Source organism: Micromonospora okii (assembly GCF_020884795.1).
GTDB lineage: Bacteria > Actinomycetota > Actinomycetes > Mycobacteriales > Micromonosporaceae > Micromonospora > Micromonospora okii.
Genome location: NZ_BBZF01000012.1, coordinates 54,638 through 78,592, shown reverse-complemented (window position 1 = coordinate 78,592; position 23,955 = coordinate 54,638). Strand labels below are relative to the sequence as shown.

The 23,955-nt window shown below is 75.3% G+C and carries 21 protein-coding genes; 6 read left to right on the top strand and 15 right to left on the bottom strand.

Annotation, left to right across the window (positions count from 1 at the left end; all coding sequences use genetic code 11):
- Positions 1 to 13: 13 nt before the first annotated feature.
- The 3 genes from LPU43_RS00405 to LPU43_RS00395 are packed head-to-tail and all read right to left on the bottom strand — an operon-like array spanning position 14 to position 2,858.
- A complete protein-coding gene (locus tag LPU43_RS00405; protein WP_229397674.1) occupies positions 14 to 1,222 on the bottom strand; it encodes a ketosynthase chain-length factor in 1,209 nt (402 codons plus the stop codon).
- Entirely contained in the window at positions 1,219 to 2,487 is a 1,269-nt protein-coding gene (locus LPU43_RS00400) for a beta-ketoacyl-[acyl-carrier-protein] synthase family protein (protein WP_229397672.1), read from the bottom strand. The genes LPU43_RS00405 and LPU43_RS00400 overlap by 4 nt, the downstream gene beginning before the upstream one ends.
- Entirely contained in the window at positions 2,484 to 2,858 is a 375-nt protein-coding gene (locus LPU43_RS00395) for an antibiotic biosynthesis monooxygenase family protein (protein WP_229397670.1), read from the bottom strand. Before LPU43_RS00395 ends, LPU43_RS00400 begins: the two co-directional genes overlap by 4 nt.
- A 193-nt stretch (positions 2,859 to 3,051) precedes the next feature.
- Here LPU43_RS00395 and fabG point away from each other — a divergent pair, with 193 nt between their 5' ends.
- Together fabG and LPU43_RS00385 are read left to right on the top strand one after the other, a co-directional pair.
- Entirely contained in the window at positions 3,052 to 3,837 is a 786-nt protein-coding gene (fabG, locus tag LPU43_RS00390) for a 3-oxoacyl-ACP reductase FabG (RefSeq protein ID WP_229397668.1), read from the top strand.
- A gap of 37 nt (positions 3,838 to 3,874) precedes the next feature.
- Positions 3,875 to 4,834: an aromatase/cyclase gene (locus tag LPU43_RS00385; protein WP_229397666.1), complete on the top strand. Its 960-nt coding sequence runs from the start codon at positions 3,875 to 3,877 to the stop codon at positions 4,832 to 4,834.
- A 96-nt stretch (positions 4,835 to 4,930) separates the two neighbouring features.
- Here LPU43_RS00385 and LPU43_RS00380 read toward each other — a convergent pair whose 3' ends face one another.
- Positions 4,931 to 5,710 (bottom strand): SDR family NAD(P)-dependent oxidoreductase, encoded by a 780-nt coding sequence (locus LPU43_RS00380; protein WP_229397663.1) that lies wholly within the window; start codon positions 5,708 to 5,710, stop codon positions 4,931 to 4,933.
- Positions 5,711 to 5,757: 47 nt separating this feature from the next.
- Positions 5,758 to 6,747: a dTDP-glucose 4,6-dehydratase gene (gene rfbB, locus LPU43_RS00375; RefSeq protein ID WP_255684266.1), complete on the bottom strand. Its 990-nt coding sequence runs from the start codon at positions 6,745 to 6,747 to the stop codon at positions 5,758 to 5,760.
- 229 nt (positions 6,748 to 6,976) lie between these two features.
- On the opposite strand from rfbB, the gene rfbA reads away from it, so the two are divergent.
- Both rfbA and LPU43_RS00365 read left to right on the top strand, forming a co-directional pair.
- The gene (gene rfbA, locus LPU43_RS00370; protein WP_229398570.1) at positions 6,977 to 7,855 is read left to right on the top strand and encodes a glucose-1-phosphate thymidylyltransferase RfbA; all 879 of its coding nucleotides are present in this window, start codon (positions 6,977 to 6,979) and stop codon (positions 7,853 to 7,855) included.
- 1,124 nt (positions 7,856 to 8,979) lie between these two features.
- Entirely contained in the window at positions 8,980 to 9,864 is an 885-nt protein-coding gene (locus tag LPU43_RS00365; protein ID WP_229397659.1) for an AfsR/SARP family transcriptional regulator, read from the top strand.
- A 50-nt stretch (positions 9,865 to 9,914) separates the two neighbouring features.
- On the opposite strand, the gene LPU43_RS00360 is transcribed toward LPU43_RS00365, so the two are convergent.
- The 10 genes from LPU43_RS00360 to LPU43_RS00315 all read right to left on the bottom strand — a co-directional run bounded on the left by LPU43_RS00360 (position 9,915) and on the right by LPU43_RS00315 (position 19,304).
- Positions 9,915 to 10,613, bottom strand: coding sequence for a beta/alpha barrel domain-containing protein (locus LPU43_RS00360; protein ID WP_229397657.1), 699 nt, complete (start codon positions 10,611 to 10,613; stop codon positions 9,915 to 9,917).
- A gap of 64 nt (positions 10,614 to 10,677) precedes the next feature.
- Positions 10,678 to 11,373, bottom strand: a complete 696-nt coding sequence (locus tag LPU43_RS00355; protein ID WP_229397655.1) for a phosphoribosylanthranilate isomerase — start codon at positions 11,371 to 11,373, stop codon at positions 10,678 to 10,680.
- A 3-nt stretch (positions 11,374 to 11,376) separates the two neighbouring features.
- Complete coding sequence (locus tag LPU43_RS00350; protein ID WP_229397652.1) at positions 11,377 to 12,516, bottom strand: acyl-CoA dehydrogenase family protein; 1,140 nt, start codon at positions 12,514 to 12,516, stop codon at positions 11,377 to 11,379.
- A 24-nt stretch (positions 12,517 to 12,540) separates the two neighbouring features.
- Positions 12,541 to 12,915: an ectoine synthase gene (locus tag LPU43_RS00345; protein WP_229397650.1), complete on the bottom strand. Its 375-nt coding sequence runs from the start codon at positions 12,913 to 12,915 to the stop codon at positions 12,541 to 12,543.
- Positions 12,912 to 13,733, bottom strand: coding sequence for a tryptophan synthase subunit alpha (gene trpA, locus LPU43_RS00340; protein ID WP_229397648.1), 822 nt, complete (start codon positions 13,731 to 13,733; stop codon positions 12,912 to 12,914). The genes LPU43_RS00345 and trpA overlap by 4 nt, the downstream gene beginning before the upstream one ends.
- On the bottom strand, positions 13,726 to 14,760 hold the full coding sequence (locus LPU43_RS00335) for a hypothetical protein (RefSeq protein ID WP_229397646.1): 1,035 nt from the start codon (positions 14,758 to 14,760) through the stop codon (positions 13,726 to 13,728). The genes trpA and LPU43_RS00335 overlap by 8 nt, the downstream gene beginning before the upstream one ends.
- Before the next feature lie 2 nt (positions 14,761 to 14,762).
- Positions 14,763 to 15,026, bottom strand: a complete 264-nt coding sequence (locus LPU43_RS00330) for a phosphopantetheine-binding protein (protein ID WP_229397644.1) — start codon at positions 15,024 to 15,026, stop codon at positions 14,763 to 14,765.
- Position 15,027: 1 nt separating this feature from the next.
- Positions 15,028 to 16,590 (bottom strand): AMP-binding protein, encoded by a 1,563-nt coding sequence (locus LPU43_RS00325; RefSeq protein WP_229397642.1) that lies wholly within the window; start codon positions 16,588 to 16,590, stop codon positions 15,028 to 15,030.
- Positions 16,587 to 17,393 (bottom strand): cyclase family protein, encoded by an 807-nt coding sequence (locus LPU43_RS00320; protein ID WP_229397639.1) that lies wholly within the window; start codon positions 17,391 to 17,393, stop codon positions 16,587 to 16,589. Before LPU43_RS00320 ends, LPU43_RS00325 begins: the two co-directional genes overlap by 4 nt.
- 561 nt (positions 17,394 to 17,954) lie before the next feature.
- Positions 17,955 to 19,304 (bottom strand): COG1470 family protein, encoded by a 1,350-nt coding sequence (locus tag LPU43_RS00315; protein WP_229397637.1) that lies wholly within the window; start codon positions 19,302 to 19,304, stop codon positions 17,955 to 17,957.
- 159 nt (positions 19,305 to 19,463) lie between these two features.
- On the opposite strand from LPU43_RS00315, the gene LPU43_RS00310 reads away from it, so the two are divergent.
- Together LPU43_RS00310 and LPU43_RS28625 are read left to right on the top strand one after the other, a co-directional pair.
- The gene (locus tag LPU43_RS00310; RefSeq protein WP_229397635.1) at positions 19,464 to 20,087 is read left to right on the top strand and encodes a helix-turn-helix transcriptional regulator; all 624 of its coding nucleotides are present in this window, start codon (positions 19,464 to 19,466) and stop codon (positions 20,085 to 20,087) included.
- A gap of 114 nt (positions 20,088 to 20,201) precedes the next feature.
- Complete coding sequence (locus tag LPU43_RS28625; RefSeq protein ID WP_305073000.1) at positions 20,202 to 23,954, top strand: LpqB family beta-propeller domain-containing protein; 3,753 nt, start codon at positions 20,202 to 20,204, stop codon at positions 23,952 to 23,954.
- The last annotated feature ends 1 nt before the right edge of the window (position 23,955 follow it).

Genomic DNA, 23,955 nt, shown 5'->3' with positions numbered 1-23,955 from the left:
GGGTTCGGGGCCGTCAGGCGGTGACGACCAGGGCGGAGTTGAAGCCGCCGTGACCGCGCGCCACGACCAGCGCGGTGCGCACCCGCGCCTCGCGGGCGGTGGTCACCAGGTCCAGCTCGTGGCCGGGCGCCGGCCCGGTCACGTTCACCGTCGGCGGCAGCACGCCGTCGCGGATGCTGAGCAGCGCGTTGGCCACGTCGAGCGCCGCGCCGCCGGCCCCCAGCCGGCCGGTCATGGTCTTCGGCACGGTGACCGGGACGCCGTACGGGCCGAACACCGCCGCGAGCGCCCGCGCCTCGGCGGCGTCCAGCTCGGGCAGGCCCACCGCGTCGGCGAAGACGACGTCCACGTCGGCCGGGGCGACACGCGCGTCGGCCAGCGCCGCCTCGATGGCCCGGCGCAGCGAGGGCTCCCGGCCGGAGCCGGGCGGCGGGTCGAAGGTGGCCGCGTAGCCGGCGACGACGCCGTACCGGGGCCGGGCGCCGCGGGCGCGGGCGGACTCGGCCGACTCGACGACGAAGAGCGCGCCGCCCTCCCCCGGCACGTAGCCGGCGGCGTCGGCCGAGAAGGGCAGGTACGCCCGGCCCGGGTCGGTGCTGCGGCTCAGGCAGCCGCTGGCCTGGTGGGCCACCCAGCCCCACGGGCACAGCCAGCCGTCCACCCCGCCGGTGACCATCATCGGCAGCTCGCCCCGCACGTGCCGGCGGGCCTGCCCGAGCGCGTCGAGGCCGCCGGCCTGCTCGGTCACGAGCACCCCGCTGGGCCCGCGCATCCCGTGCCGGATGGAGATCTGGCCGGTGTTCACCGCGTAGAACCAGGCGAACGACTGGTACGCGCTGACGTGCTCCGGCCCCCGGCTCCACAGCTTCTCCAGCTCCCGGTGGCCGAACTCGAAGCCGCCGGCGCTGCTCGCGGTCACCACGCCCACCCCGAACTCGCCCAGCGCCGCCACGTCCACGTCGGTGTCGGCGAGCGCGGCGTCGGCCACCAGCAGGGCCAGCCGGGTCATGTGGTCGGTCTGCGGGACGAGCCGCCCCGGCAGGTGCTCGCGCGGGTCGAACTCGGGCACCTCCCCGGCCAGTGTGCTGGCGTACCCGGAGGCGTCGAAGCGGGTGAGCGGCCCGATCGCGCAGCGGCCGGCGAGGGTGTTGGCCCAGTGGGTCTCCGTGTCGAGGCCGGCGGGGCTGATCACGCCCAGCCCGGTCACCAGGGCCGCCGTCACGCCGCGCTCCGCTCCGGCCGGCGCAGCACCATCGCCGTCTGGAAGCCGCCGAAGCCGCTGCCGACGCTGAGCACGGTGTCGACCCGGTGCTCGCGGGCCCGCAGCGGCACGTAGTCCAGGTCGCACTCCGGGTCGGGCTCGTGCAGGTTCGCCGTCGGCGGCACCACGTTGTTCTCCATGGCCAGCACGCAGGCGGCGATCTCCAGCGAGCCGATGGCGCCGAGCGAGTGGCCGATCATCGACTTGATCGAGCTGACCGGGGTGGCGTACGCGTGCGCGCCGAGGCTGCGCTTGACCGCCGCCGTCTCGTGCCGGTCGTTCTGCTTGGTGCCGGAGCCGTGCGCGTTGACGTAGTCCACCTCGTCCGGCGCGGTCCGGGCCCGCGCCAGCGCCGCCCGGATCGCCTCGGCCATCTCCACGCCGTCGGGCCGCAGCCCCGTCATGTGGTACGCGTTGGCCCGCGAGGCGAAGCCGGCCACCTCGGCGTAGAGGCGCGCCCCCCGGCGGCGGGCGTGCTCCAGCTCCTCCAGGACGAACACCGCGCACCCCTCGCCGAGGACGAACCCGTTGCGGGTGCGGTCGAACGGCCGCGACGCGGTCGCCGGGTCGTCGTTGCGCGGGGTCGTCGCCTTGATCGCGTCGAAGCAGGCCATGGTGATCGGCGAGATCGGCGCGTCGGTGGCCCCGCAGACCATCACGTCGGCGGCGCCCTCGACCACCAGCTCGGCGGCCCGGCCGACGGCGTCCAGCCCGGAGGTGCAGCCGGTGGAGACCAGCGAGACCGGCCCCTCCGCGCCCACCTCCCAGGCGACCTCCCGGGCGATCGAGCTGGGCACCAGGTAGTCGAACAGGTGCGGCACGGCGTGGCCCTGGTCGACCAGCCAGCGCGCGCCGCCGTCGCTGACCACGACGTACTCGCGCTCCAGGCTCATGGTGCAGCCCACCGCGCTGCCGATCACCACGCCCCGCCGGGTCGGGTCGGTGGCGTCCAGGTCCAGGCCGCTGTCGGCCAGCCCCTCCCGCGCGCCGACCACCGCGAACTGCGCGGCCCGGTCCATCCGCCGGGCCTGCTGGTGGGACAGCCCGTCGCGCAGCGGGTCGAAGTCGCACTCCGCCGCCACCTGGGAGCGGAACGGGGCCGGGTCGAAGAACGAGATCCGGCGGGTGGCGGTCCGGCCGCTGGCCAGCAGGTCCCAGAAGGACTTCTTGCCGTTGGCGCTGGGGGCCAGCACGCCGATGCCGGTGATGACGGCCCGTCGGGTCATCGGGTGTCCCGCCCCGGGCCGGGGCCGGTTCCGCCGGCGGCGGGGGCCGCGTCGCGGTGCAGGGCCGGCCGGTACAGGTTCGGGTCGCTGGTGGCCAGCGCCCGCAGCGCCGCGGCGTGCGGGGCGAACCCCGGCTGGGCCAGCGCCCGCCGGAACGACTCCTCGTCGCGCCAGTACGCGAGGTTGACGTACGCGCCGGGCTTCTCCAGGTGCCGGACCAGGGTGTGCGCGACGAAGCCCGGCTGGCTCGCCATGAACTCCGACGTCTCGGAGAAGGTCCGCTCAAAGTCCTCCGCTGAGGCGTGCACGGTGAACCGGTTGACGAAGACAACCGCGTCCCGTTCCGCAGGATCGAGTCCGCCTGCCCGCATGTCCAACACACTCCCCACGTCCGAACGGTGCCGAGCCGCGGATGCCGCGGTCGTGGTGTCGACCGTGGACGTGGCGGGTCGCATCTGCCTTGAACCTCGCTGGAAGTCGCGGGGCCGTCCGGCGGTCGAGGCAGCCTCGAGCGCCCGCTGGCACGCTCGACCGCACCTGTGAGCCGACGTGAGGAGACACGAGATGCCAGGGCAGAGCGGTCCGGTCGCGCTGGTGACCGGCGCGACGAGCGGAATCGGTCTCGCGGTGACGACGGCGCTGGCCGAGCGGGGCCACCGGGTGTGGATCTGCGCCCGTGACGCGGCGGCGGTCGAGCGGACCGCCGAGACGCTGCGCGACAAGGGCCTCCAGGTGCGCGGCGGCGCCTGCGACGTCCGCTCCGGCGCGGAGGTGGACGCGCTGGTGCGCGCGGCGGTGGACGCCTGGGGGCCGATCGGGGTGCTGGTCAACAACGCCGGGCGCAGCGGCGGCGGCGCGACCGCGAAGATCACCGACGAGCTGTGGGACGACGTGATCGAGACCAACCTCAACAGCGTCTTCCGGGTCACCCGGGCGGTGCTGACCACCGGCGGGATGCTGGAGGCCGGCTGGGGGCGGGTGGTGAACATCGCCTCCACCGGGGGCAAGCAGGGCGTGATCTACGGGGCGCCGTACTCGGCCTCGAAGCACGGGGTGGTTGGCCTGACCAAGGCCCTCGGCCTGGAGCTGGCGAAGACCGGCATCACCGTCAACGCGGTCTGCCCCGGGTACGTCGAGACGCCGATGGCCCAGCGGGTCCGCGACGGGTACGCCGACTTCTGGAACACCACCACCGACGACGTGCTCCAGCGGTTCGAGGCGAAGATCCCGCTCGGCCGCTACTCCACCCCGGAGGAGGTGGCCGGGCTGGTCGGCTACCTGGTCACCGACACCGCCGCCTCGATCACCGCCCAGGCGCTCAACGTCTGCGGCGGCCTCGGCAACTACTGAACCGACCCGACCCGCCCGACCCGTTGAGGAGAGACGCGTGAGCCAGCCGCCCCCGGAACACACCGAACACCGCGAGATCGTCGCCGCCCCGGCCCGCGCCGTCTACGACCTGGTCGTGGACGTCAGCCGCTGGCCGCTGGTCTTCCCGCCGACGGTGCACGTGGAGCACGTCGAGCGGGGCCAGTCCTCGGAGGTGATCCGGATCTGGGCCACCGCCAACGACACCGTAAAGGGCTGGACGTCCCGCCGGGACCTGGACCCGCAGGCCCGGCGGGTCAGCTTCCGCCAGGAGGTCTCCGCGCCCCCGGTCGCCACGATGAGCGGCGAGTGGATCATCGAGCCGGCCGGGGACGGGCGCTGCCTGGTCCGGCTCACCCACGACTTCCGGGCCGTCGGCGACGACCCCGCCGCCACGGCGTGGATCCACCAGGCGGTGGACCGCAACAGCCGCTCGGAGCTGGCCGCGCTGCGCGCCGCCGTCGAGTCGCCGGCCGAGGGCGACGGCCGGTTCCTCGCCTTCGACGACGTGGTGCACGTCGACGGCGACCCGGCCGACGTGTACGACTTCCTCAACGAGGCGGGCCAGTGGGACCGTCGGCTGCCGCACGTGGCCCGGGTGGAGCTGACCGAGGACACCCCCGGCTTGCAGGTGCTGGAGATGGACACCCGCACCCCGGACGGCTCGACCCACACCACCCGTTCGGTGCGGGTGTGCTTCCCGCACCGGCGGATCGTCTACAAGCAGTTGCGCACCCCGGCCCTGATGTCCGTGCACACCGGGCAGTGGATGGTCGAGCCGTACGGGGACGCCACGATCGTCACCTCCACGCACCGGGTGGTGCTGATCCCGGACGCGGTGCCGGAGGTGCTCGGCCCCGACGCGAGCCTGGGCGACGCCCGCAAGTACGTGCGGACGGCGCTGGGCCGCAACAGCACCGCCACCATGCACGCCGCCAAGGAGTACGCCGAGCGCCGGCGGCTGGCCGTGCGGCCGTGACGCCACCGGCACTGCGGCCGTAGCGCCACCGGCGACGCGAGGAGGGCGCGACCCCGTGGGTCGCGCCCTCCGTCGTGCCGGGCGTGCCGGGCGGGGTCAGGTGACCGAGAGGGCCCCGTCGACGGCGAGCACCATGCCGTTGGCGTACCGGCCGCCGTGCTCGGTGAGCGCCACCACCCACCAGGCGATGTCCTCGGCAACGCCGACCCGCCCCGACGGGATGCGCGGCAGCATCGAGGCGAGGAACTCGTCGTACGCCTGCCGGGACATGCCGGCCCGGACGGCGACCTCGGTGTCGATGAGCCCCGGCGCGATGCCCACCACCCGGACGCCCCGGGGCGCCAGCTCCACCGCCCAGGTCCGGGTCAGCGCGTCCAGCCCGACCTTCGTGGCCGCGTACACGGAGCTGCCCGGCATGGCGCGCAGGCCGAGCGACCCGGCGGAGCTGATGTTGACCACGGTGCCGCCGGTGGCGGCGAGCGGCTCCACGGCCCGCTGGGTGAGCAGGATCGGCGCCAGCAGGTTGGTCGCCACCTCGGCCCGGACGGTGGCCGGGTCGAGGTGGCCCATCGCGTCGAAGCCCGCCGTCGCGGCGTTGTTCACCAGGACGTCGACGCGGCCGAGGTCACGCAGGGCCGCCTCGACGATCGCGTCGGGCGCGGCGGGGTCGGTGACGTCGACCGCGAGGTACGTGATGCCGTCGCGGTCCTTCGCCGTCTCCGCGAGGGTGCTCTCCGTGCGGCCCACCACCAGGACCCGGTCGCCCCGATCGGCGAACGCGTGCGCGGTCGCCCGTCCGATGCCCGTTCCGCCGCCGGTCACCACGACGCCGCGGGGCGGGTCGGCGTGCTCTGTCGTTGCGCTGGAGTCAGTCATGGCCCCACGGTAGGAACGGCCGCTCGAAGCTGGCTGGGGCCGCCGGTCTACCGCCCGATGGCCGCGTAGCGGGCCTCGGTCTCGGCCTTCTGCGGGCCCCACCACCACTCGTTGCGCCGGTACCAGTCGACGGTGGCGGCCAGCCCGTCCGGCACGTCCGCCCAGCGGGGCCGCCAGCCCAGCTCGCGGCGGATCTTGCCGCTGTCGCAGGCGTAGCGCAGGTCGTGGGCGGGCCGGTCCGGCACGTGGTCGAAGTCGTCGGCGGGGCGGCCGAGCAGCGTCAGGGTCAGCTCCAGCAGGGCCCGGTTGCTCCACTGCGCGCCGGAGCCGATCAGGTACGTCTCGCCGAGCCGGCCGGCGTCGAGGATCAGCAGCACCGCGTCGTTGTGGTCGTCGACGTGGGTCCACTCCCGCACGTTCTCGCCGGTGCCGTAGAGCTTCGGCCGCTGCCCGCGCAGCACGTTGGTGATCTGCCGGGGCAGGAACTTCTCCACGTTCTGGTACGGCCCGTAGTTGTTCGCGCAGTTCGACAGCGTCGCCCGCACCCCGTAGGACCGGGCCCAGGCCCGCACGAGCAGGTCCGAGGCCGCCTTGGTGGCGGAGTACGGGCTGGACGGGTCGTACGGGGTCTGCTCGGTGAACGCCTCGTCGCCGCGCAGCGGCAGGCTGCCGAACACCTCGTCGGTGGAGACGTGGTGCAGCCGTCGGTCGTGCCGGCGCACCGCCTCCAGCAGCACGAACGTGCCCTCGACGTTGGTCCGCAGGAAGGGCGTGGGGTCCTGGAGGGAGTTGTCGACGTGGGACTCGGCGGCGAAGTGGACCACCGTGTCGCAGTCCCGGACGAGGGCGTCGACCAGGTCTCCGTCGCACACGTCGCCGTGGACGAGGGTGATCCGGTCGGCCACCCCGGCGAGGCTGTCGCGGTTTCCCGCGTAGGTGAGGGCGTCGAGGACGGTGAGCCGCAGCCCCGGCCGCGCGGCCAGCGCCCGGTGGACGAAGTTGGCGCCGATGAACCCCGCGCCGCCGGTGACGAGCATGTGCTCCATGCCGCGACGCTAGCCGACGCGGCTCGAGGTCGGGTCGAAGTCGGTCCCCGCCGGCCGGCGGGCCGATGGCGCTGCCGTCGACCCGGTGTCGACCTGATCCCCAGGTCACCGGCCGATGGTGGACGGGGGGCACGCGCGCCGGGCCGGGCGATCCGGCCGCGACGCCGCGCGCGGGCCGAGTCGACGAGGAGGTCTGCGAGAGATGCCGAACGGGCAAGCCCTGCGGGGCATTCTGCTGGCCGGCGGTACGGGAACCCGAATGTGGCCGATCACCCGGGGGGTCTCCAAGCAACTCATCCCGATCTTCGACAAGCCGATGGTCTACTATCCGCTCTCCACCCTCGTGATGGCCGGCGTCCGGGAGGTCCTCGTCATCACCACCCCGGAGGACCGGGCGCAGTTCCAGCGGCTGCTGGGCGACGGCGGGCAGTTCGGGCTGCGCCTGGAGTACGCGGTGCAGGAGAGCCCGGCGGGAATCGCCCAGTCCTTTCTGATCGGGGAACGCTTCATCGGCGACGGGCCCGTCGCCCTCATTCTGGGCGACAACATCTTCTACGGCCCCGGCCTGGGCCGTCAGTTGGCCCGCGCGCAACCGGCGGACGGGGCGCGGATCTTCGCCTATCCCGTGGCCGACCCGCAGGCGTACGGGGTGGTGGAATTCGACGACTCCGGCCGGGTCCTGTCGATCGAGGAGAAACCGGCCCGGCCGCGCTCCCGGTACGTGGTGCCGGGGCTGTATTTCTACGACAACAAGGTCGTCGGGATAGCGCAGGAGCTGAAGCCCAGCGACCGGGGCGAACTGGAGATCACGGCGGTCAACGAGGCGTACCGGCGAATGGACGAGTTGTCGGTCACCGTGCTCGCCCGGGGCACCGCCTGGCTCGACACGGGCACGTTCGAGTCCATGGTGCAGGCCGCGGAGTTCGTCCGGGTGATGGAGGCGCGCCAGGGGCTGAAGGTCGGCTGCCTGGAGGAGATCGTGTGGCGGGCCGGGCTCATCGACGACGACGCGCTGCGCCAACTGGCCGAGCCGCTGCTCAAGAGCGGGTACGGCCGCTATCTGCTGCAATTGCTCGACGGTCTGCCCGGCCCGGTGTGAGGCCCGGTCGCCGGCCGGTCGCCGGCGGCCGGCCCCGGGGCGACCGGGGGGGCGGCTCGAAACTCGCTCCAGGACCGCTCCAGACTGAGTCTTGGCTCAGATGGGTCGCCGGAGGACGCTGACTGTCCGATCAATGCCGCCTCGCCCGGATTGAGTCATGGGTCAGCCCCGGGCAGAGCGTGGGGCGCGCGTCACCGTACGCCGTCGGCGCGCCCCGGGGCCGTCCACGGCGGGCACGGTCGGGAGGTCGGGCGGCCCCGCCGTCACCGAAAGGCGCGGCCGGGGCGGGGACCCACCGACCAGCGAGTATTTGCGAGCTGAAATGTTCTCCGATTCGCTCGCCGCCCGACCCCCATTACCTGCGGACACGCTCCCGCGCCATGGTCGAGACAGCATTCAGACATGGAATCCGCGGGCTGCGGCGGCGTCCAATATGCGGTCGCCGGGCACCCGGCGCTACTTTCCGTCACCGGCCCCGGCGCGGGCCTACCCCTACCCGCCCAACGGAGGCCCGCTCGAATTCTGCTGAAGGATAGCTCAAGATGAATCAATCCTTGCGCCACCCGGATGTCTGCGCATACCATCGACTCAGCTTCCAGCCGTGTGGGAACTGTTGACGGGGGGAATAGTTGCTTGCCTTGGGCAATTCTCACAGAATTAGCTTTCCTTGCAGATAACCCGCTTTCCGGAATTCATCGAAAACCATCACTCTATATCGGAGCGCGACGAGGCCCGACGCCCGGGATCGCCTTCGACACCCCTTCCCGATGCCGTTGAGCAGGCGATTCGCCCCCGGCAACGCGAGTGCCGGCTCCGCGAGCGGGCACCCGGCGCGCTGGGCGCCCGCACCTACGGCCGCCTTCTCACGCCGACTTCCGACACCCGGCCAGGGCGCCCGCCGCCCGGACGGAACCGGCCACCTCCCGCAATTAGGGGAAAGCGCCGGCAATGGACCGCCACGGCAATTCGCACGAATATCCGCGGGCCGTGGGGAACAACGCAATAGACGACTGGCACGTCGACAGTTCACCGGGGGGATGCCGTTCGACAGGTGCGCACCCAGATTCTCGTGAATGACGAAGCGGAACACCGCGAGCGCCACAGGCAGAAGAAGGATGTACACAGTGCAGATCAATTTGCTCGGCCCGTTGTCGGTATCCGTCGACGGAACCGACGCGACGCCCACGGCCCCGAAGACCCGCAGGGTTCTGGCACTACTGGCGATACACGCCAACCGCGTGGTGCCGAACCAGCTCCTGATCGAGGAGTTGTGGGAGAACCAGCCCCCGCCGAGCGTCACCACAACACTGCAGACGTACGTCTATCAACTGCGCAAGCACCTGAACACCAATCCGGCCGCGGTCGCCGCACCGCCGCGCGGCGGTCGGCCGCCCGGCGAGGTCCTGCGCACCTACGCCGGCGGGTACATGCTCTGTCTGCGCCCCGAGGCCCTCGACTCGCTGCGGTTCGAGCAGCTCGCCCAGCGCGGCCGGGCGGAGCTGGACCGCGGCGAGACGGGCGCCGCGTCGCGGACCCTCCGCGAGGCGCTCGCCCTCTGGCAGGGCCCGGCGCTGGTCGACATCAACCCCGGCCCCCTGCTCCAGGTCGAGGCGCTGCGGCTCGACGAGATCTTCAAGAGCGCGCTGGAGCTGCGCATCGACGCCGACCTGCGGCTGGGGCGCCACCACGAGCTGCTCGGGGAGCTGATCGGGCTGGCCGCCCGGCAGCCCACCCACGAGGGCTTCCAGAGCAAGCTGATGCTGGCCCTGTACCGCGCGGGGCGACGCTCCGAGGCCCTGGACGCCTATCAGCGGGCCCGCGAGACCCTCGTCGACGAACTGGGCGTGGACCCGTGCGACGATCTCCAGCGCCTGCACCGGGCGATCCTCGCCGGCGATCCGGCGCTGAACGTGCCCGGCGGCGTCAGCGCGCTGCGCCCCGCCCAGCGGCAGGACACCGGCCACCGGATCGCCCGCGAGGTCCACTGGGCGCAGGCCCGTTCCGCCTGAGCGGACCCGCGTGATCGGGCCCGGCCGGCGGGGTGCGCCGGCCGGGCCCGTCAGGCCGCCTGGCGGAGGCGGTCGAGCTCGGCCAGCCAGGACGGCAGCCCGTCGCCGGCGCGCAGCAGCTCGGAGCCGATCAGCAGGCCCCGGTAGCCGCCGCGCAGCAGGCGGGCGGCGTCGGCCGGCCCCGATATGCCGCTCGCGCTGACCGGGCAGGGCGTGCCCGTGGCGACCACGTCGCCGAGCAGCTCCGCGCTGCGGCCGAGGTCGGCGGGGGCACGCTCGCGGCTGGCGATGTCGCCGTTGGTGACCGCCACGACGCACTCGCCCGCCCGGGGCACCGCGCGCACCTCGGCGCGCGTGGCCACCTCCACGAACGGCGTCAGGCCGCGCTCCACCGCCCCGGCCACCAGCACGTCGAGGCTGGCGCGGGCGAGCAGCCGGGCGGTCAGCAGCACCGCCGACGCGCCCAGTTCCACGGCGCGGTCGAGGTCGCGGCGACGGGTGACGAAGTCCTTCTGCAACAACGGCAGGCCGGTCAGCGACCGCACCTCGCGCAGCATGTCGACCGTGCCGCCGAACCAGTGGCCGGTGACCACGGACAGGCAGGGGGCGTCGGCGCGCTCGTACGCCGCGACGAGGCGGGCCAGCGGCCGGCCGGCGAACAGGTCGCGCCCCGCGCCGTCACGGCGCTTGAGCTCCATCACGACCGGGCGGCGCGCCCGCAGCAGGGCGTCGAGGAAGTCGGTGGCCATCGCAGGCGTCCCTTCGGGTCGGCGGCCGGGCGGCGCGGCCCCCCGGTCGGCGGATCGGCCCCGGTCAGCGGGCCGGGGCGGCGGCCGGGCGTGCGGGGCCGGGCCGCCAGGCGCGGAGCAGCTCGCCGACGCGCCGGGCGTCCAGCCGGCCCCGGTCGTCGCGCGCCGCGCCGTCGACGTCGACGCCCCGGTACAGCGGGTGGGCGACGACCGCGTCGTGCGCGGCCCGGTTCGCCGCCGAGATGCCGCCGGCCAGCAGGAACGGCCGGGTGCAACGGTCGGCGACGGCGAGCGCGGCGGCGACGCCGACCGGGCTCCCGGTGCTGCCCACCCGGCCGTCCGGGGCGAGCGCGTCCAGCAGGAACAGGTCCGTCCCGGCCCGCTCGTACGCCGGGACGAGGCGCTGCTCCGGGCAGCTCCCCTCCCGTACGTGCAGCACCTTGACCACCGTGAGGCCCGGCTCGGCCTTGAGCCGGCGGACCAGGGCGGGCGGCTGCCAGCCGTGCAGTTGCACCCACCGGGCGCCGGTGCGGGCGACGACGTCGCGCAGGCGGCGCTCGTCGGCGAGTGTGGTGACGAGCACCGGGCGGCAGCCGGGCGCGGCGGCGGCGCGGGCCACCAGCGCGGCGGCCCGCCCCACCGGCAGGTCGCGCGGCCCTCCGGCCACCCCGCACCACACCCCGACGAGGTCGACGCCGCAGTCACGCAGCAGGTCGACGTCCCGGGCGGACTCCACCCCGCAGATCTTGACCAGGGCCACGGGTCAGAGCCCCATCATCGCGGCGATGCGGTTGCGCTGGACCTCCGAGGTGCCCGAGTAGATGGTGCCCGCCACCGCGTTGCGCAGCTCCTTCTCCACCCCGTACTCGGCGGTGTAGCCGTTGCCGCCGAAGATCTGCACGGCGGCCAGCGCCGAGGCCACGTTCGCCTCGCTGGCCACCACCTTCGCCACGGCGATGTCCATGGTGACGTTCGCGCCCGCGACCATCCGCTCGGCCGCGCCGTAGAGGGCGGCGCGGGCGGTGCGCACGCCGATCTCCATGTCGACGATCCGGTGGGCCACGGCCTGGAACTTCCCGATCGGGCTGCCGAACTGGCTGCGCGAGCGGGCGTACTCGCGGCACCGCTCCACGCGGTGGCGCATCTCCCCCGCGTTGATCGCGAAGCCGCAGAGGATCTCCCACTTCATCACGTGGTCGAGCACGAGGAAGCCGCCCCCGACGCTGCCCACCACGTTGGCCGCCGGCACCCGGCAGTCGTCGAGGAACAGCTCCCCGAACGGCGAGGTGCGCAGGCCCATCTTGGCCGTGGACGGGCCCACGACCAGGCCGGGGGTGTCCCGCTCGACGAGGAAGGCGGTGATGCCCAGCGGCCCGCCCCGCGCGCCGGTGCGCGCGTACACCACGACCAGGTCGGCCACGGGGCCGTTGCTGACGAACGCCTTCTGGCCCGTGAGCACGAAGTGGTCGCCGTCGCGGACCGCGCGGGTGCGCATCGCCAGCGCGTCGGAGCCGCTCTCCGGCTCCGAGATGGCGTGCGCGCCGATCAGCGCGCCCGAGGCGACGCCCGGCAGGTAGCGGTCCTTGAGCGCGGCCGACCCGAAGCGCTGCACCGCCACGCCGGTGCTCACCAGGTGCGTGGTGACGGAGAAGTTGAGCCCGCCGTCCCGGCAGCCCTCGCCGAGGCCCTCCAGGACGTACATGGTGGTGAGCAGGTCCTGTCCGAGGCCGCCCCAGCGCTCCCCGAGGGGGAGGCCGAGCAGCCCGGTGCGCCGGATCGCCTCCCACTTCTCGCGGGGGAACTCGGCCCTGGCGTCCAGCTCCACGTGCTCGGCGTTGAGCACGTGGAGCCAGGGAGCCAGACCGTTTCGCAGGGCGTCCTGGTCAGCGGTCCAAGAGATCACTGGCTGACTCCAAGCAGGTCAGGATCAGTACTGGGAAAAGCCCTCGGGGTCGATGCGGTGCTGCTCGTCGCCGCGCAGCGCCGGGCTGAACACGCACACCAGCCGCAGGTCGCTGTGCGGGCTCGCCACCAGGCAGTGCGGGTCGTGCTTGTCGAGGGCGTAGAGCACGCCCGGCCGCAGCGGGTACGTGTTGCCGGCCTGGTCGATGACGCTGCCCTCGCCCTCGATGCAGTAGCACGCCTCCAGGTGCCGGCGGTACTCCAGGCGGGCCATGGTCCCGGCCCGCACGGTGGTGTCGGTGACCGAGTAGCCCATCCCGTCCGACTCGAGCAGGAAGCGCCGGCTGAGGCCGTTGCCCCACTCGACCGTTGTCACCTCGTCCAGTTCGCGAATGATCATCGATGCGTCCCTTCTTCCGACGGTTGGTCGACGATCGCCATTGATCGCAAAAATGTGTCGAACCCGGCCAGCACGTCCCGGCCGGTCCGCTCGGCCCGCTCGACGGCCGACACGGCGGCCGTGCCGACGACGGCGGCGTCGGCGCCCGTCGCCCCGATCTGGAGCAGGTCGGCGCGGGTGCGTACCCCGAAGCCGACCGCGACCGGCGCGCGGCCGGCGGCCCGCACGTCGCCGACCGCCGCGCGCAGCCCCGCGTAGCCGCCCGCCGGGGCCGTGCCGCTGCGCCCGTACGCGGCCACCAGGTACACGTAGGCCGTGGCGTCGCGGGCCGCGGCGGCCCGCACGGGCGGCGGCGACGTGGCGTAGCAGGTGGTGACCACGGGCAGGTCGGCGTCGGCGGCCAGCGCCAGGTGGCGCTCGCGCAGGCGCGGCGGCAGCGCGTGCACCAGCACGGCGTCGGCCCCCGAGCCGGCGACCCGGCGGACGAACTCGGCGTCGCCCACCGGCCGCACGCTGTGGCTCCAGTCGGCCAGCAGGGCGATCCGCAGTCGGCGCAGCCGGGGCCGGACCCGCGCGACGAACGCCAGCACGTCGGCCAGGCCGGTGCCGCGCCGCAGCGCCCGCCGGGCGGAACGGCGCAGCACGGGGCCGTCGGTGACCGAGTCGGGGAACGGCACCGCCAGCTCCAGGCAGTCCACGCCGCGCTCGTCGAGCAGGGTGACCAGGTCGGCGAGCCGGTCCGGGGGCGGGTCGCCGCCGGTGAGGAAGACCGCCAGCCCGGGGCGGCCGCCCGGACGGTCGGCGAAGAACTCAGCCACCGGCCCGCACCGCCGGTCGCGGCGCGGCGACGCGCATCCGCACGGCCAGGTCCCGCGCCGCGCCGGTGCGCACGGCCGCCTCGGCCCGTGCCAGCGCGTCCGCCCAGGTCGTCGTCGGTTCGACGGCGACCCGCAGCGCGGCGGCGTTCAGGCAGACCGCCCGCGTCGCCACCGCGCCGCGCCGACCGGCCAGCACGTCGAGGAAGTCCGCCACCAGGTCCGCCCCCGGCGACGCCGGGCGCAGGTCCGCCAGGGTGCCGGGCCCGCCGGCCAGGCCGACGTCCGCCAGCGGCACGGGTGGCCCGCCGTCCGGGTGCAGCACGTCGTCGGCGAAGCCGGTCAGCTCGTCCGCGCCCAGCCCGTTGGTGCAGAACCAGACCCGGGGGCCGCCCCGGGCGGCGGCCAGCCGGCGCAGGGTCGGCAGCAGGCCGTGGTCGGAGACGCCGGTGAGCTGGGCGGTCACCGGCGCCGCCGCGAGGACCGGACCGAGGGTGTTGACGAACCGGCCGATCTCCCGCATCTGCATGGGAAAGATCGCCCGGGCCAGCAGGGACACCTCGGCCGGGTAGACGAAGTAGCCGGCGAAGGCCAGGCCGAACCGGTCGAGGGCCTGACCCGTCTCGGCGTACGAGGAGGTCAGCGGGATGCCGAGCTGCTCCAGCAGGTCGAACGAGCCCCGCCCCCCGCTGTACGCCCGCGCGCCGGTCTTCACCACCCGCAGCCCCGTCGCCGCCGCCACGAAGGCCGCCGCCGTGGAGATGTTGAAGGTGCGGGGGCCGCCGCCGGTGCCCACGATGTTGACGCTGCCGCCGTACGGGGCGGGCGGGGCCGGCCGCCGCTCGTCCAGCGAGGCGAGCAGCGCCTCCACGCTCCCCACGTCCGGCGGGCAGGTGGCCAGCGAGGTCAGCAGGGCCACCGCCTCCCCCCGCCGGACCTCGCCGGCGTGCAGGCCGTCCCAGAAGGAACGCCAGCTCGGCAGGTCGACCGGCTGGCGCGGGGCCAGCAGCGCGGCGATCACCCGGTGCACGTCTACTTCGCCTCGACCGGGGGCGTGGTGGCCCCCACCACGAACGCGTCGATCGACCGGATCGACCGGAAGTGCTCCGGGGAGAGCTCCACGTCGTCGGCGGCGATGCCGAAGCGGTCCTCCAGCCAGGCGATCACCTTGAGCAGGCCGAGGCTGTCGATCACCCCGTTGTCGACGAGGTCGAGGTCGACGTCCACGTCGGCGGGGGCCACGTCGGGCAGGAACTCCTCGACGACGAACTGCGCGATGACCGATGCGTGCTGCAACTCAGACTCCTTCCGGGAAGCTGCTGGTGAGGTGCGCCTGGCGGACCGCGAGGCGGTCGACCTTGCCGGTGGAGGTGCGCGGGAACGGCGCGTCGACGACGCGGACGGTCTCCGGGATGGCGCCGCGCGGCAGCACCCCGGCGCAGTGCTGGCGCAGGGTGAGGCTGTTCAGGGTGCTGCCGGCGGCGCGGCGGACCACGGCGTGCAGGCGGGAGCCCACGAGCGCGTCGGGCACGGCCAGCACCACCGCGTCGGCGGCCTCCGGGTGCCCCAGCAGCGCCTGCTCCACCTCGCCCAGGTCCACCCCGACCCCGCGCACCTTCACCCGGTGGTCGTCGCGGCCGATCAGGAACAGCCGGCCGTCGGCGTCGCGGCGGACCAGGTCGCCGCTGCGGTACCAGGCCGGGCCGGGGCGCCCCGACGGGTCCGGGCCGAACCGGCCGCTGCCGGCGGCGGCGCCGAGGTAACCGACGCTCTGGAACGGGGTACGCACCCACAGCTCGCCGGAGCCCGCCCCGTCGACGATCGCGCCGTCGGGCGCGACGACGGCCGCGTCGACCCCGGGCAGCGGCTCGCCGAGCGGCACCGGCCCCTCGAACGGACCGTCCCGGTCCACCTCGCACAGGAAGCTGTCGTTGGTCTCGGTGCAGCCGTACAGGTTGTAGAGGCGGGCCGAGGGGAACGCGGCAGGCAGCCGGCGCAGCAGCCGGTTCGGCATCGCGTCGCCGGTGAAGACGAGGTGCGCGACGTCCGGGAAGACCCGGGGCGCGGGCTCCTGGCCCCGGCCGCCCCCGGACCCCGCGTCGCCCCCGAGCCTGGCGTCGGCCCGGGACCCCGCGTCGCCCGTGCGCCCGGCGTCGGCCTCGGGGCCGGCGAGCAGGCCGAACAGCATCGGGACGGCCTGCACCACCGACACCCGCTCCCGGGCCACCAGGGCGGCCAGCGCGCCGGCCTGCAACGCCTGGTCCGGGTCGACCAGCACCACCGTGCCGCCCCGGCCCAGCGTGGTCCAGACGTCGAGCAGGCACAGGTCGAAGTTGAGCGGGGCGTAGTTGAGCACCCGGACCCCGGGCCCGATGCCGAACCGCCCGGACGCCCAGGCCACGAAGCGGTCGATGGCGTCCGCGCCGAGCGGCACCACCTTGGGCAGGCCGGTGGAGCCGGAGGTGGTCAGCATGAACGAGGTGCCCTCGGGCACCCGCCCGGCGACCACGCCGGGCAGCCGCAGGGTGTCCCGGGGTGAGAGCACATGTCGGCAGCCGGCCTGGCCGAACAGCTCGCGCAGGGTGGCCGACGGCAGGTTCGACGCGGGCAGCAGGAACGGCCGCCCCGCCTGGAGCACCCCGAGGACCAGCGCGACGGCCTCGGGCGACTTGTCGGCGAGCACCCCCACCGGTTCGTCGTCGTCGAGGTCGAGCGCGGTCACCCGGTCGCGGGCGCGGGCCGCCAGCTCCACCAGCGCGCCGTAGCCGATCTCCTGGTCGCGCCAGACCAGGGCCACCGAGTCGGGGTCGGTCGTCGCGGTACGGAGGATCGAGGTCACCAGTTCGGACCGCGCCGTCATCGCGGGCTCCTCTCGCCCGTCGCGGGCGGGGTCGCCTCGTCGAGCAGGGCCACGGCCCGGGTCCATCCCGCGCCCGCACCGGCCACCTTCACCGGGAAGCAGACGACCCGGAAGCCGTACGGGGGCAGGGCTTCGAGGTTCGCCAGGCGCTCCACCTGGCAGTACTCCCGCTCCCGGCCGGCGAAGTGGGCGGGCCAGAGCACGGAGCGGTCGCCGGTCGACCGCCAGCGGTCGAGGATGTTCGTGAACGGCGCGTCGAGGCTGAACGCGTCGGTGCCGATCACCCGCACCCCTGCGTCGAGGAGCAGGTTCACGGCCGACCCGTCGAGTCCGACGAAGTCGGTGAAGTAGCGCGGCGTGCCGGCCCACGCGCTGGAGCCGGTGCGCAGCAGCACGATGTCGCGCGGCTGCGGGACGCGCCCGATGCGTGCGAACTCCTTCTCCAGGTCGGCCGCGCCCACCACGCCCGGCTCGTCGCGGGCGATGTCGAGCAGCAGGCCGGGCCGGTGGAACCAGTCCAGCGGCATCGCGTCGATGTGCCGGGGGGTGCCGTACGCGGCCCGGGAGCCGTAGTGCGAGGGCGCGTCGACGTGGGTTCCGGTGTGGCTGGTCAGGCTGAGCCGGTCCAGGGAGAGGAACTCGCCGTCGGGCAGGACGTCCGGGTCGAAGTCGATGCCGAAGTGCTCGCGCATCTCCGCGCTCATGTGCAGGGCCCCCTGGCGGGGGCTGAGCACCTCGTGCCCGACCGGGTCCGGCTCGTACGCCGCCGCGTCGATCGGGGACGACAGGTCGATGATCCGCACAGCTACCTCCTCGGCTCCCGTCCACGGTCGCGGTCGGTGCTCGAGGGGCGTTGGAACCCGGCTGGACGGGTGCTCTCCCCCGTGTGTCAGGCACTCCGTCGGGCGATGCGGCACCAGCGGGCGGGCAGGTCGCAGCGGCTTCGGCCAAGGCCGACGGGCCTGGGATCGACGGGCCTGGGATCGACGGGCCTGGGATCGACGGGCCTGGGATGGCTTCGGTGGCTGGTCCACTCACCGACACCGCCTGGCGGGACGGCCTGTCCCGGCGCATGTGGAGCTGAGCCGAAGGCGACATCACCGCCCCGCCCCGGCCGCGACGCGAACGGTCACCCCCACGACCGGCGACGCCGCGCCCCGGAACGACACGGGCCGGCCGACGACAACCAGTCGGGGCGGGACGGGCTCCGGGCGGGTGGCAGGTGATGACCTGGACGACTCAGCTCCATAGGCCGCCCCCACGACATCAACCGCCGCACCGCTGCTTCCCCGCTGCTGCGGACCAGGAGGACCGCGCCGGCGGCACGGGCCCCGGTTGAGGATCAGGGGTCAGGCCCCTCGGGGTCAGGCCGCGGGTGTGCTCGCGGTGCGGGTGTAGCCGTTGAGCAGGGCGTGGTCGCGGCACTGACCGCCGCCGCCTCCCGCACCGTCGAGCGTGGTGCCCGCCTTCCGGCAGGCGGCCCGCAGGGTGATCACCCGGCCCGCGCGGACCTCGATCGGCGAGACCATGTGGTAGTCGAGGTCGCGGAAGTTGTTCAGCGCCTGGGTCAGCAGCGTGGCGCCGTCGACCACCAGCTCCAGCCGCCCCTCGTCGCCCTGCGGGTTCTGCAGGAAGATGTCGGTCAGCACGAAGACCCGGCCGGAGGGCACCGTGTACTGGTCGGTGCGGGTGGCCCCGGTGCCGGCGGTGACCGTGAGCCGGTGGTTGGCCGACTGCGCGCCCGGCGGCAGGGCGGGCGCGGCCGCGGGCGGCGTCGGGCGCGGGCTCGGCGACGGCGGGCGCGTCGGCGCGGGCGGCGGGACCGGCGGGTTGCCCGGGGTCGGCCCGGACGGGCGCGCGGGGGCGCTGGGGGCCGTTCGGTCGATCGCCTCCTGGGCCTTGTCGTCGGCCGCGCTCGCCTGCTGCGCCACCGGGGCCACCTGCTCCTGGGCGACCTCCTCGGCCAGGGACCGCACCGACGGGCGCAGCAGCGCGTACCACAGCCCGGCCCCGAGCAGCGCGAGGACGACCAGCGCCGCCACCACCCGGCCCAGCCCCTGCGGCAGCAGCGGCTCCTGCACGGTGGCACCGTCGACCAGGGCCGGGGGCGTCTCCTCGGAGGCGACCGCGACCTGGAAGGGCAGCGTCACCGGGTGGCCGCGCCACAGCAGGCGGCGGGAGCGCACGCGGACCCGCACGAACGCCGCCTCGCCGGGGGCGACCCCGAGGCTCGGCGGGCTGACCGCGACACGCAACCGGTTGTCCGGGTCGCCGCCGGTCAGCGCCAGCCCGACGGGGACGTTGCCGAGGTTGGCGACCGACAGCTCGTGCCGGCCGCCCCAGCGGCCCCGGGAGGTGCGCGGCAGCAGCTCGGGGACGATCTCGGCGAACGGCAGCACCCGCACCGCGCCCTCCGGCACCGCCTCCTCGCCCGGGTTCTCCGCCGGGGTGACCCGCACGGCGAAGGGCCGCTCCCCGGCCACCACCTGCGCCGAGCGCGGGGGCCGGAAGCGGATCGTGACCGACTCCGCCGAGCCGGGATAGACCGCCAGGGTGGGCGGCTCCGCCTGGGCCCAGCCGGCGACGTCACCGAGCACCTCGATCACGTACGACTCGACGATGGGGCCGGTGTTGCGGACCTCCAGCCGGCAGCTCGCCTCGCCGCCCGGGCTGACCTCGACGAGGCCGGTGTCCAGGTTCGCGTCCGTGGTCATGACGCGACTCTAGGAGCGCCACCGCCGGCGCAATCCGCCGTGGAGGAAGACCTTGGGGCAGCCCGGGAGGGCCGTTGAGCCCACGTTGACTGCACGATTGGTGCCCCCGGCGATACTCGGCGTCATCGACAGTCCGTTCGCTCGCACTCGGGGGTGCTCATGCGACGCGTACCCGTTCACCTCTCCTCCACCGACGTCATCTCCCGCGCCGGGGTGGTCAGCCAGCTCCGGCCCCGCCCCGAGGTGTTGCTCGTCGACGACGCCGAGGCCGACCGGGCCGAGGTGGCGGTCGTCGTCACCGACGCCATCGACGAGCCGGCCCTGCGGGCGCTGCGCGCGCGGCGCAGCCGGGGCACGTCCGCGCTGGTGCTCGTGGTGACCCACGTCGACGACGCCGGGCTGGTCGCCGCCGTGGAGAACGGCGTCGCCGGGATCGTCCGCCGGTCGGAGGCGAGCGCGGACCGCCTCGTCGCGGTCATCCGGGCCGCCGCCGCGGGCGAGGGGGCGGTCCCGCCCGACCTGCTCGGCCGGCTGCTCCAGCAGGTCGGGGCGCTGCAACGGGAGGTGCTCGGCCCGCGCGGGCTGACCTTCTCCGGCCTGGCCGACCGGGAGGTGGAGGTGCTGCGGCTGGTCGCCGACGGCTTCGACACCGCCGAGATCGCCGCGAAGCTGTCGTACTCGCAGCGGACCATCAAGAACATCCTGCACGACGTGACGAACCGGTTGCACCTGCGCAACCGCTGCCACGCCGTGGCGTACGCGCTGCGCAACGGCCTGATCTGACGCCCCGCTGCCCCATCGGGCACGGCGCGCTGCCCGCAGGCCGGCACGGACCGGCGGTACCCGGGCGGCCGGGGCTGGCCACCGTAGAGGCGGGTGTGACCACGGGGAGGTGTCGTGCGCTGGGGCAACCGCCGCTGGGGCGTCGTGGTGCTCGGGCTGGTGGCCGGGCCGGCCCTCGCCGCGCCCGTGCCGCCCACGCCGACCGCTTCGCCGGCAGCGCCCGTGCCGCCCACGCCGACCGGTTCGCCGGCACCGCCCGCGCCGACCGGGCCGCCGGCGCCGCCCGCCCTGGCACCGCCGGCCGCCGAGGTGGGCTACCGGCTGGGCTACCGCGGCACGGAGCGCCCGACGCTGGTGGTCAGCCCCGGCGGCACCGCCGCGCCCGGGCCGCTGCTCTCCCCCGCCGAGCGCGCCGACGCCGAGCGGGACGCCGACGCGCGCGCCGGCCGGCTCGTCTGGGTCGGGCGGCGGGCCCCGGCCGGGGGCACGGACCGGGGCGGGGGGCTCTACCTACGCCGGCCGGGCGGCGCGCCGGTGCGGCTGGTCGGCGGGCCCGGCACGGTCGCCCACCCGGCCCTGTCCCCCGACGGCACGCGGGTCGCGTTCACCAGCGACCGGGCCGGCAACGCCGACGTCTGGCTCGTCGGGGTCGACGGCTCCGGGCTGCGGCGGCTCACCGACCACCCCGCCGAGGACGGCTGGCCAACCTGGTCGCCCGACGGCACCCGGATCGCCTTCGGCAGCACCCGGGGCGACCCGGCCGGGGACGTCTGGGTGGTGCCGGCCGCCGGGGGCGCCCCGACCCGGGTGACCGACGGCCCCGCCGCCGAGGGGCAACCCGCCTGGTCGCCCGACGGCACCCGGATCGCCCTCACCACCACGCGCTTCGCGCCGGCCGCCGACCCGACGTTCCGTACGGTGGGCACCGTGGCCCCCGGCGGCGGCCCGGTGACCCGGGCGGTGCCCGGCCCCCGCAACGCCGCCGAGCCGGCGTGGTCCCCCGACGGCGCGCGGATCGCCTTCACCTCCACCCGCGACGACCCCGCCGGTGACGTGTACGTCGCCCGCGCCGGCCGGGTCACCCCGGTGGCCGCCGGCCCGCTGCCCGAGCACGAGCCGGCCTGGCGCGGCGGCGACCTGGTGTGGACGGCCACCGAGCACGACGGGACGAGCGACGTCTGGACCGCCGACGCCACCGGCGGGGACCGCCGCGACCACACCGCCCGGCCCGGGCTGGACGAGACCGACCCGGCGTTCAGCCCGGACGGCACCCGCCTGGCGTACAGCGCCGGCCGGCCCGGCGGCGGCGCGCGGATCGTCGTCGCCGACTCCTCCGGCGCCGACCCGCGCACGCTCGCCCCGCCGGGCACCGTCGAGGGTGACCTGGACACCGACCCGAGCTGGTCCCCGACCGGGGAGGCGATCGCGTTCACCCGCCGGTCCGCCGACGGCCGCACGTCCCGCGTGCTGCTCGTCGCGGTCGCCGACGGTCGGCTGCTCGCCGAGGTGCCGACGCCGCCCCACCTCGACGCCCGCGACGCCGAGCCGTCCTGGTCGCCGGACGGCACGCGGCTGGCCCTCTCCCGGTCGGCCACGCCCCGCGACAGCGACCTGGAGGTGCCGAGGACCGACCGGCCGGCGTGGCCGGGCACCTCGTTCGAGGTGCGGCAGTCACTGCCCACCCCGGCGATCCCGCCCCGGCCGGACGTCGTCTTCCTCGTCGACAACACCGCCTCGATGGCCCAGCCCGGGGAGGGCGGGGCCAGCGTCATCGAGCAGCTCAAGCTGCGCATCCCCGAGGTGATCGACAGCGTCCGGACGCGGCAGCCGGACGCCCGCTTCGGCCTGGCCACGTTCGGCGGGGCCGGCGACCCCCGGCTGTACGACCCCCGGCTCCCCCTGACCAGGAGCGACCCCGAGATCGCCGAGGCCGTGGCCGGCCTGCGGGCCGACAGCCAGTTCGGCCAGGAGAACTGGTTCTACGGGCTGCGGCAGCTCGCCCGCAACGACCGGATCGGATTCCGGGCGGACGGCAGCCGGATCGTCGTGCTGATCAGCGACACCGACAGCGTCGACAAGGCCGTCCCGCCGCCGGAGGGGGGCACGGTCGACGAGGCCGGCCTCACCGCCGCGCTCCAGGCCGCCGGGATCGCGCTGATCGGCGTGCCGATCGTGGGCGCGGACTTCGAGCGGGGGCTGAACTACGACGGCGCGGCGGGCCGGTTGGCCGAGGCCACGGGCGGGCTGCTGACCGCGAACAGCGACCCGGGGCAGATGATCAACGCGATCATCGACGCGATCGGGAAGCTGAAGATCACCGTACGGCCGAGCGCGGTCTGCGACGACGGCCTCTCGGTCGCCTTCGACCCGAACCCGGCCCGGGTGGACGCCGGCACCCCGGCGGTGTTCACCGAGACCGTCTCCGTCGCGCCCGGCGCCGCCCCCGGCGCGGTGCTGCGCTGCACGCTGCGCTTCGACCTCGACCCGCCGGAGGCCGGCGCGGACGCCGTGCAGGAGCTGATCGTCCGGGTCGCCGCGCCCGGCCTGCCGCTGGTCCGGGTCGACGACGTGCAGGTGGAACCCGCCGGGCCGACCGGAGCCGTCGTCACGTACGCCGCCACCGCCGTGGACGCCGCCGGCCGGCCGCTGCCCGTGCGCTGCGAGCCGCCGTCGGGCGCGACGTTCCCGATCGGGCAGACCGTGGTGACCTGCCGGGCCACCGACTCCGCCGGCCGCACCGGCGCCGACACCGCCCTGGTCATCGTGGCCGACCCGAGGCTCACCGGCACCCGGATCTGGCTCGCCCGGCTCGACGGCAGCGTCACCGGCTCCCTGACCGTCACCGACCAGACCGACCTGAGCGCCCGGATCGGCGACGGTTGCCCGGCCCGGGTCGACGACCGGTCGCCGGCCTGGTCCCCGGACGGGTCGGCCATCGCGTTCATCGACAGCGGCGGCCCCGCCGACCTGTGCGTGGTGGCCCCCGACGGCTCCGCCGCCCGACACCCGCTGGCCCCGGCCGACCGCGACGGCCGCTCGGCGGCGGACCCGGCGTGGTCCCCCGACGGGCGACGGCTCGCGGTGACCCTCCAGGAGTCCGAGGCGGCCCCCGACATCGTCGTCCTGCCGGCCGGGGGCGGGCCGGCGGCCACCGTGATCCGCCAGGTCGGGGAGGAGCCGGCGTTCCAGCGGCTGCCCGTGCCCGACCTCGGCCTCACCGTCTCGGTCGGCGGCCAGCCCGCCTACCTGGGCGGCGACGACGTGCCGGTCACCCTCACCGTCCGCAACGGCGGCCGGCTCCCGGCCGACAACGTCTGGCTGGAGGTCACCCCGCCCACCCCGCTGCTGCCCCCGGTGAGCGCCGACCCGCGCTGCGGGGAGAGCCGCCGGCTCTGCCTGCTCGGCACGCTGGGCCCCGGCGGGCAGCAGGTGCTCAGGGTCGTCCTGCCCGCGCGGGCCGCCGTGACCGCCGTCGTCGCCGGCCGGCTGACCGCGACCGTGCGGGAGGTGTCGGCGACCCGCACGGCGCAGGCCCCGGTGCAGGTGATCGCCCCGCAGCTCCGCGTGGACCCGGCGATCGGCCCGCCCGGGTTCGTCACCGCCGCCGTGGGCACCGGCTTCCCGCCCGGGGCCACCGTGCGGCTGCGCTGGCAACCGGGCATCACCACCACCCCCGACACGGTGCGGGCCGCGCCGGACGGCAGCTTCCGTACGCAGGTGCTGGTGCTGCGCCGCGACGAGCTGGGGCCGCGCGACCTGGCCGCCGCGCGGGTGTCGGGCCCCGCCTTCGGTCCGGTACGCGCCGCCGAGCCGTTCCTCGTGGTGCCGCGCGCGTTCGACCCGCCCGTCTTCGGCGGCCGGGGGTGAG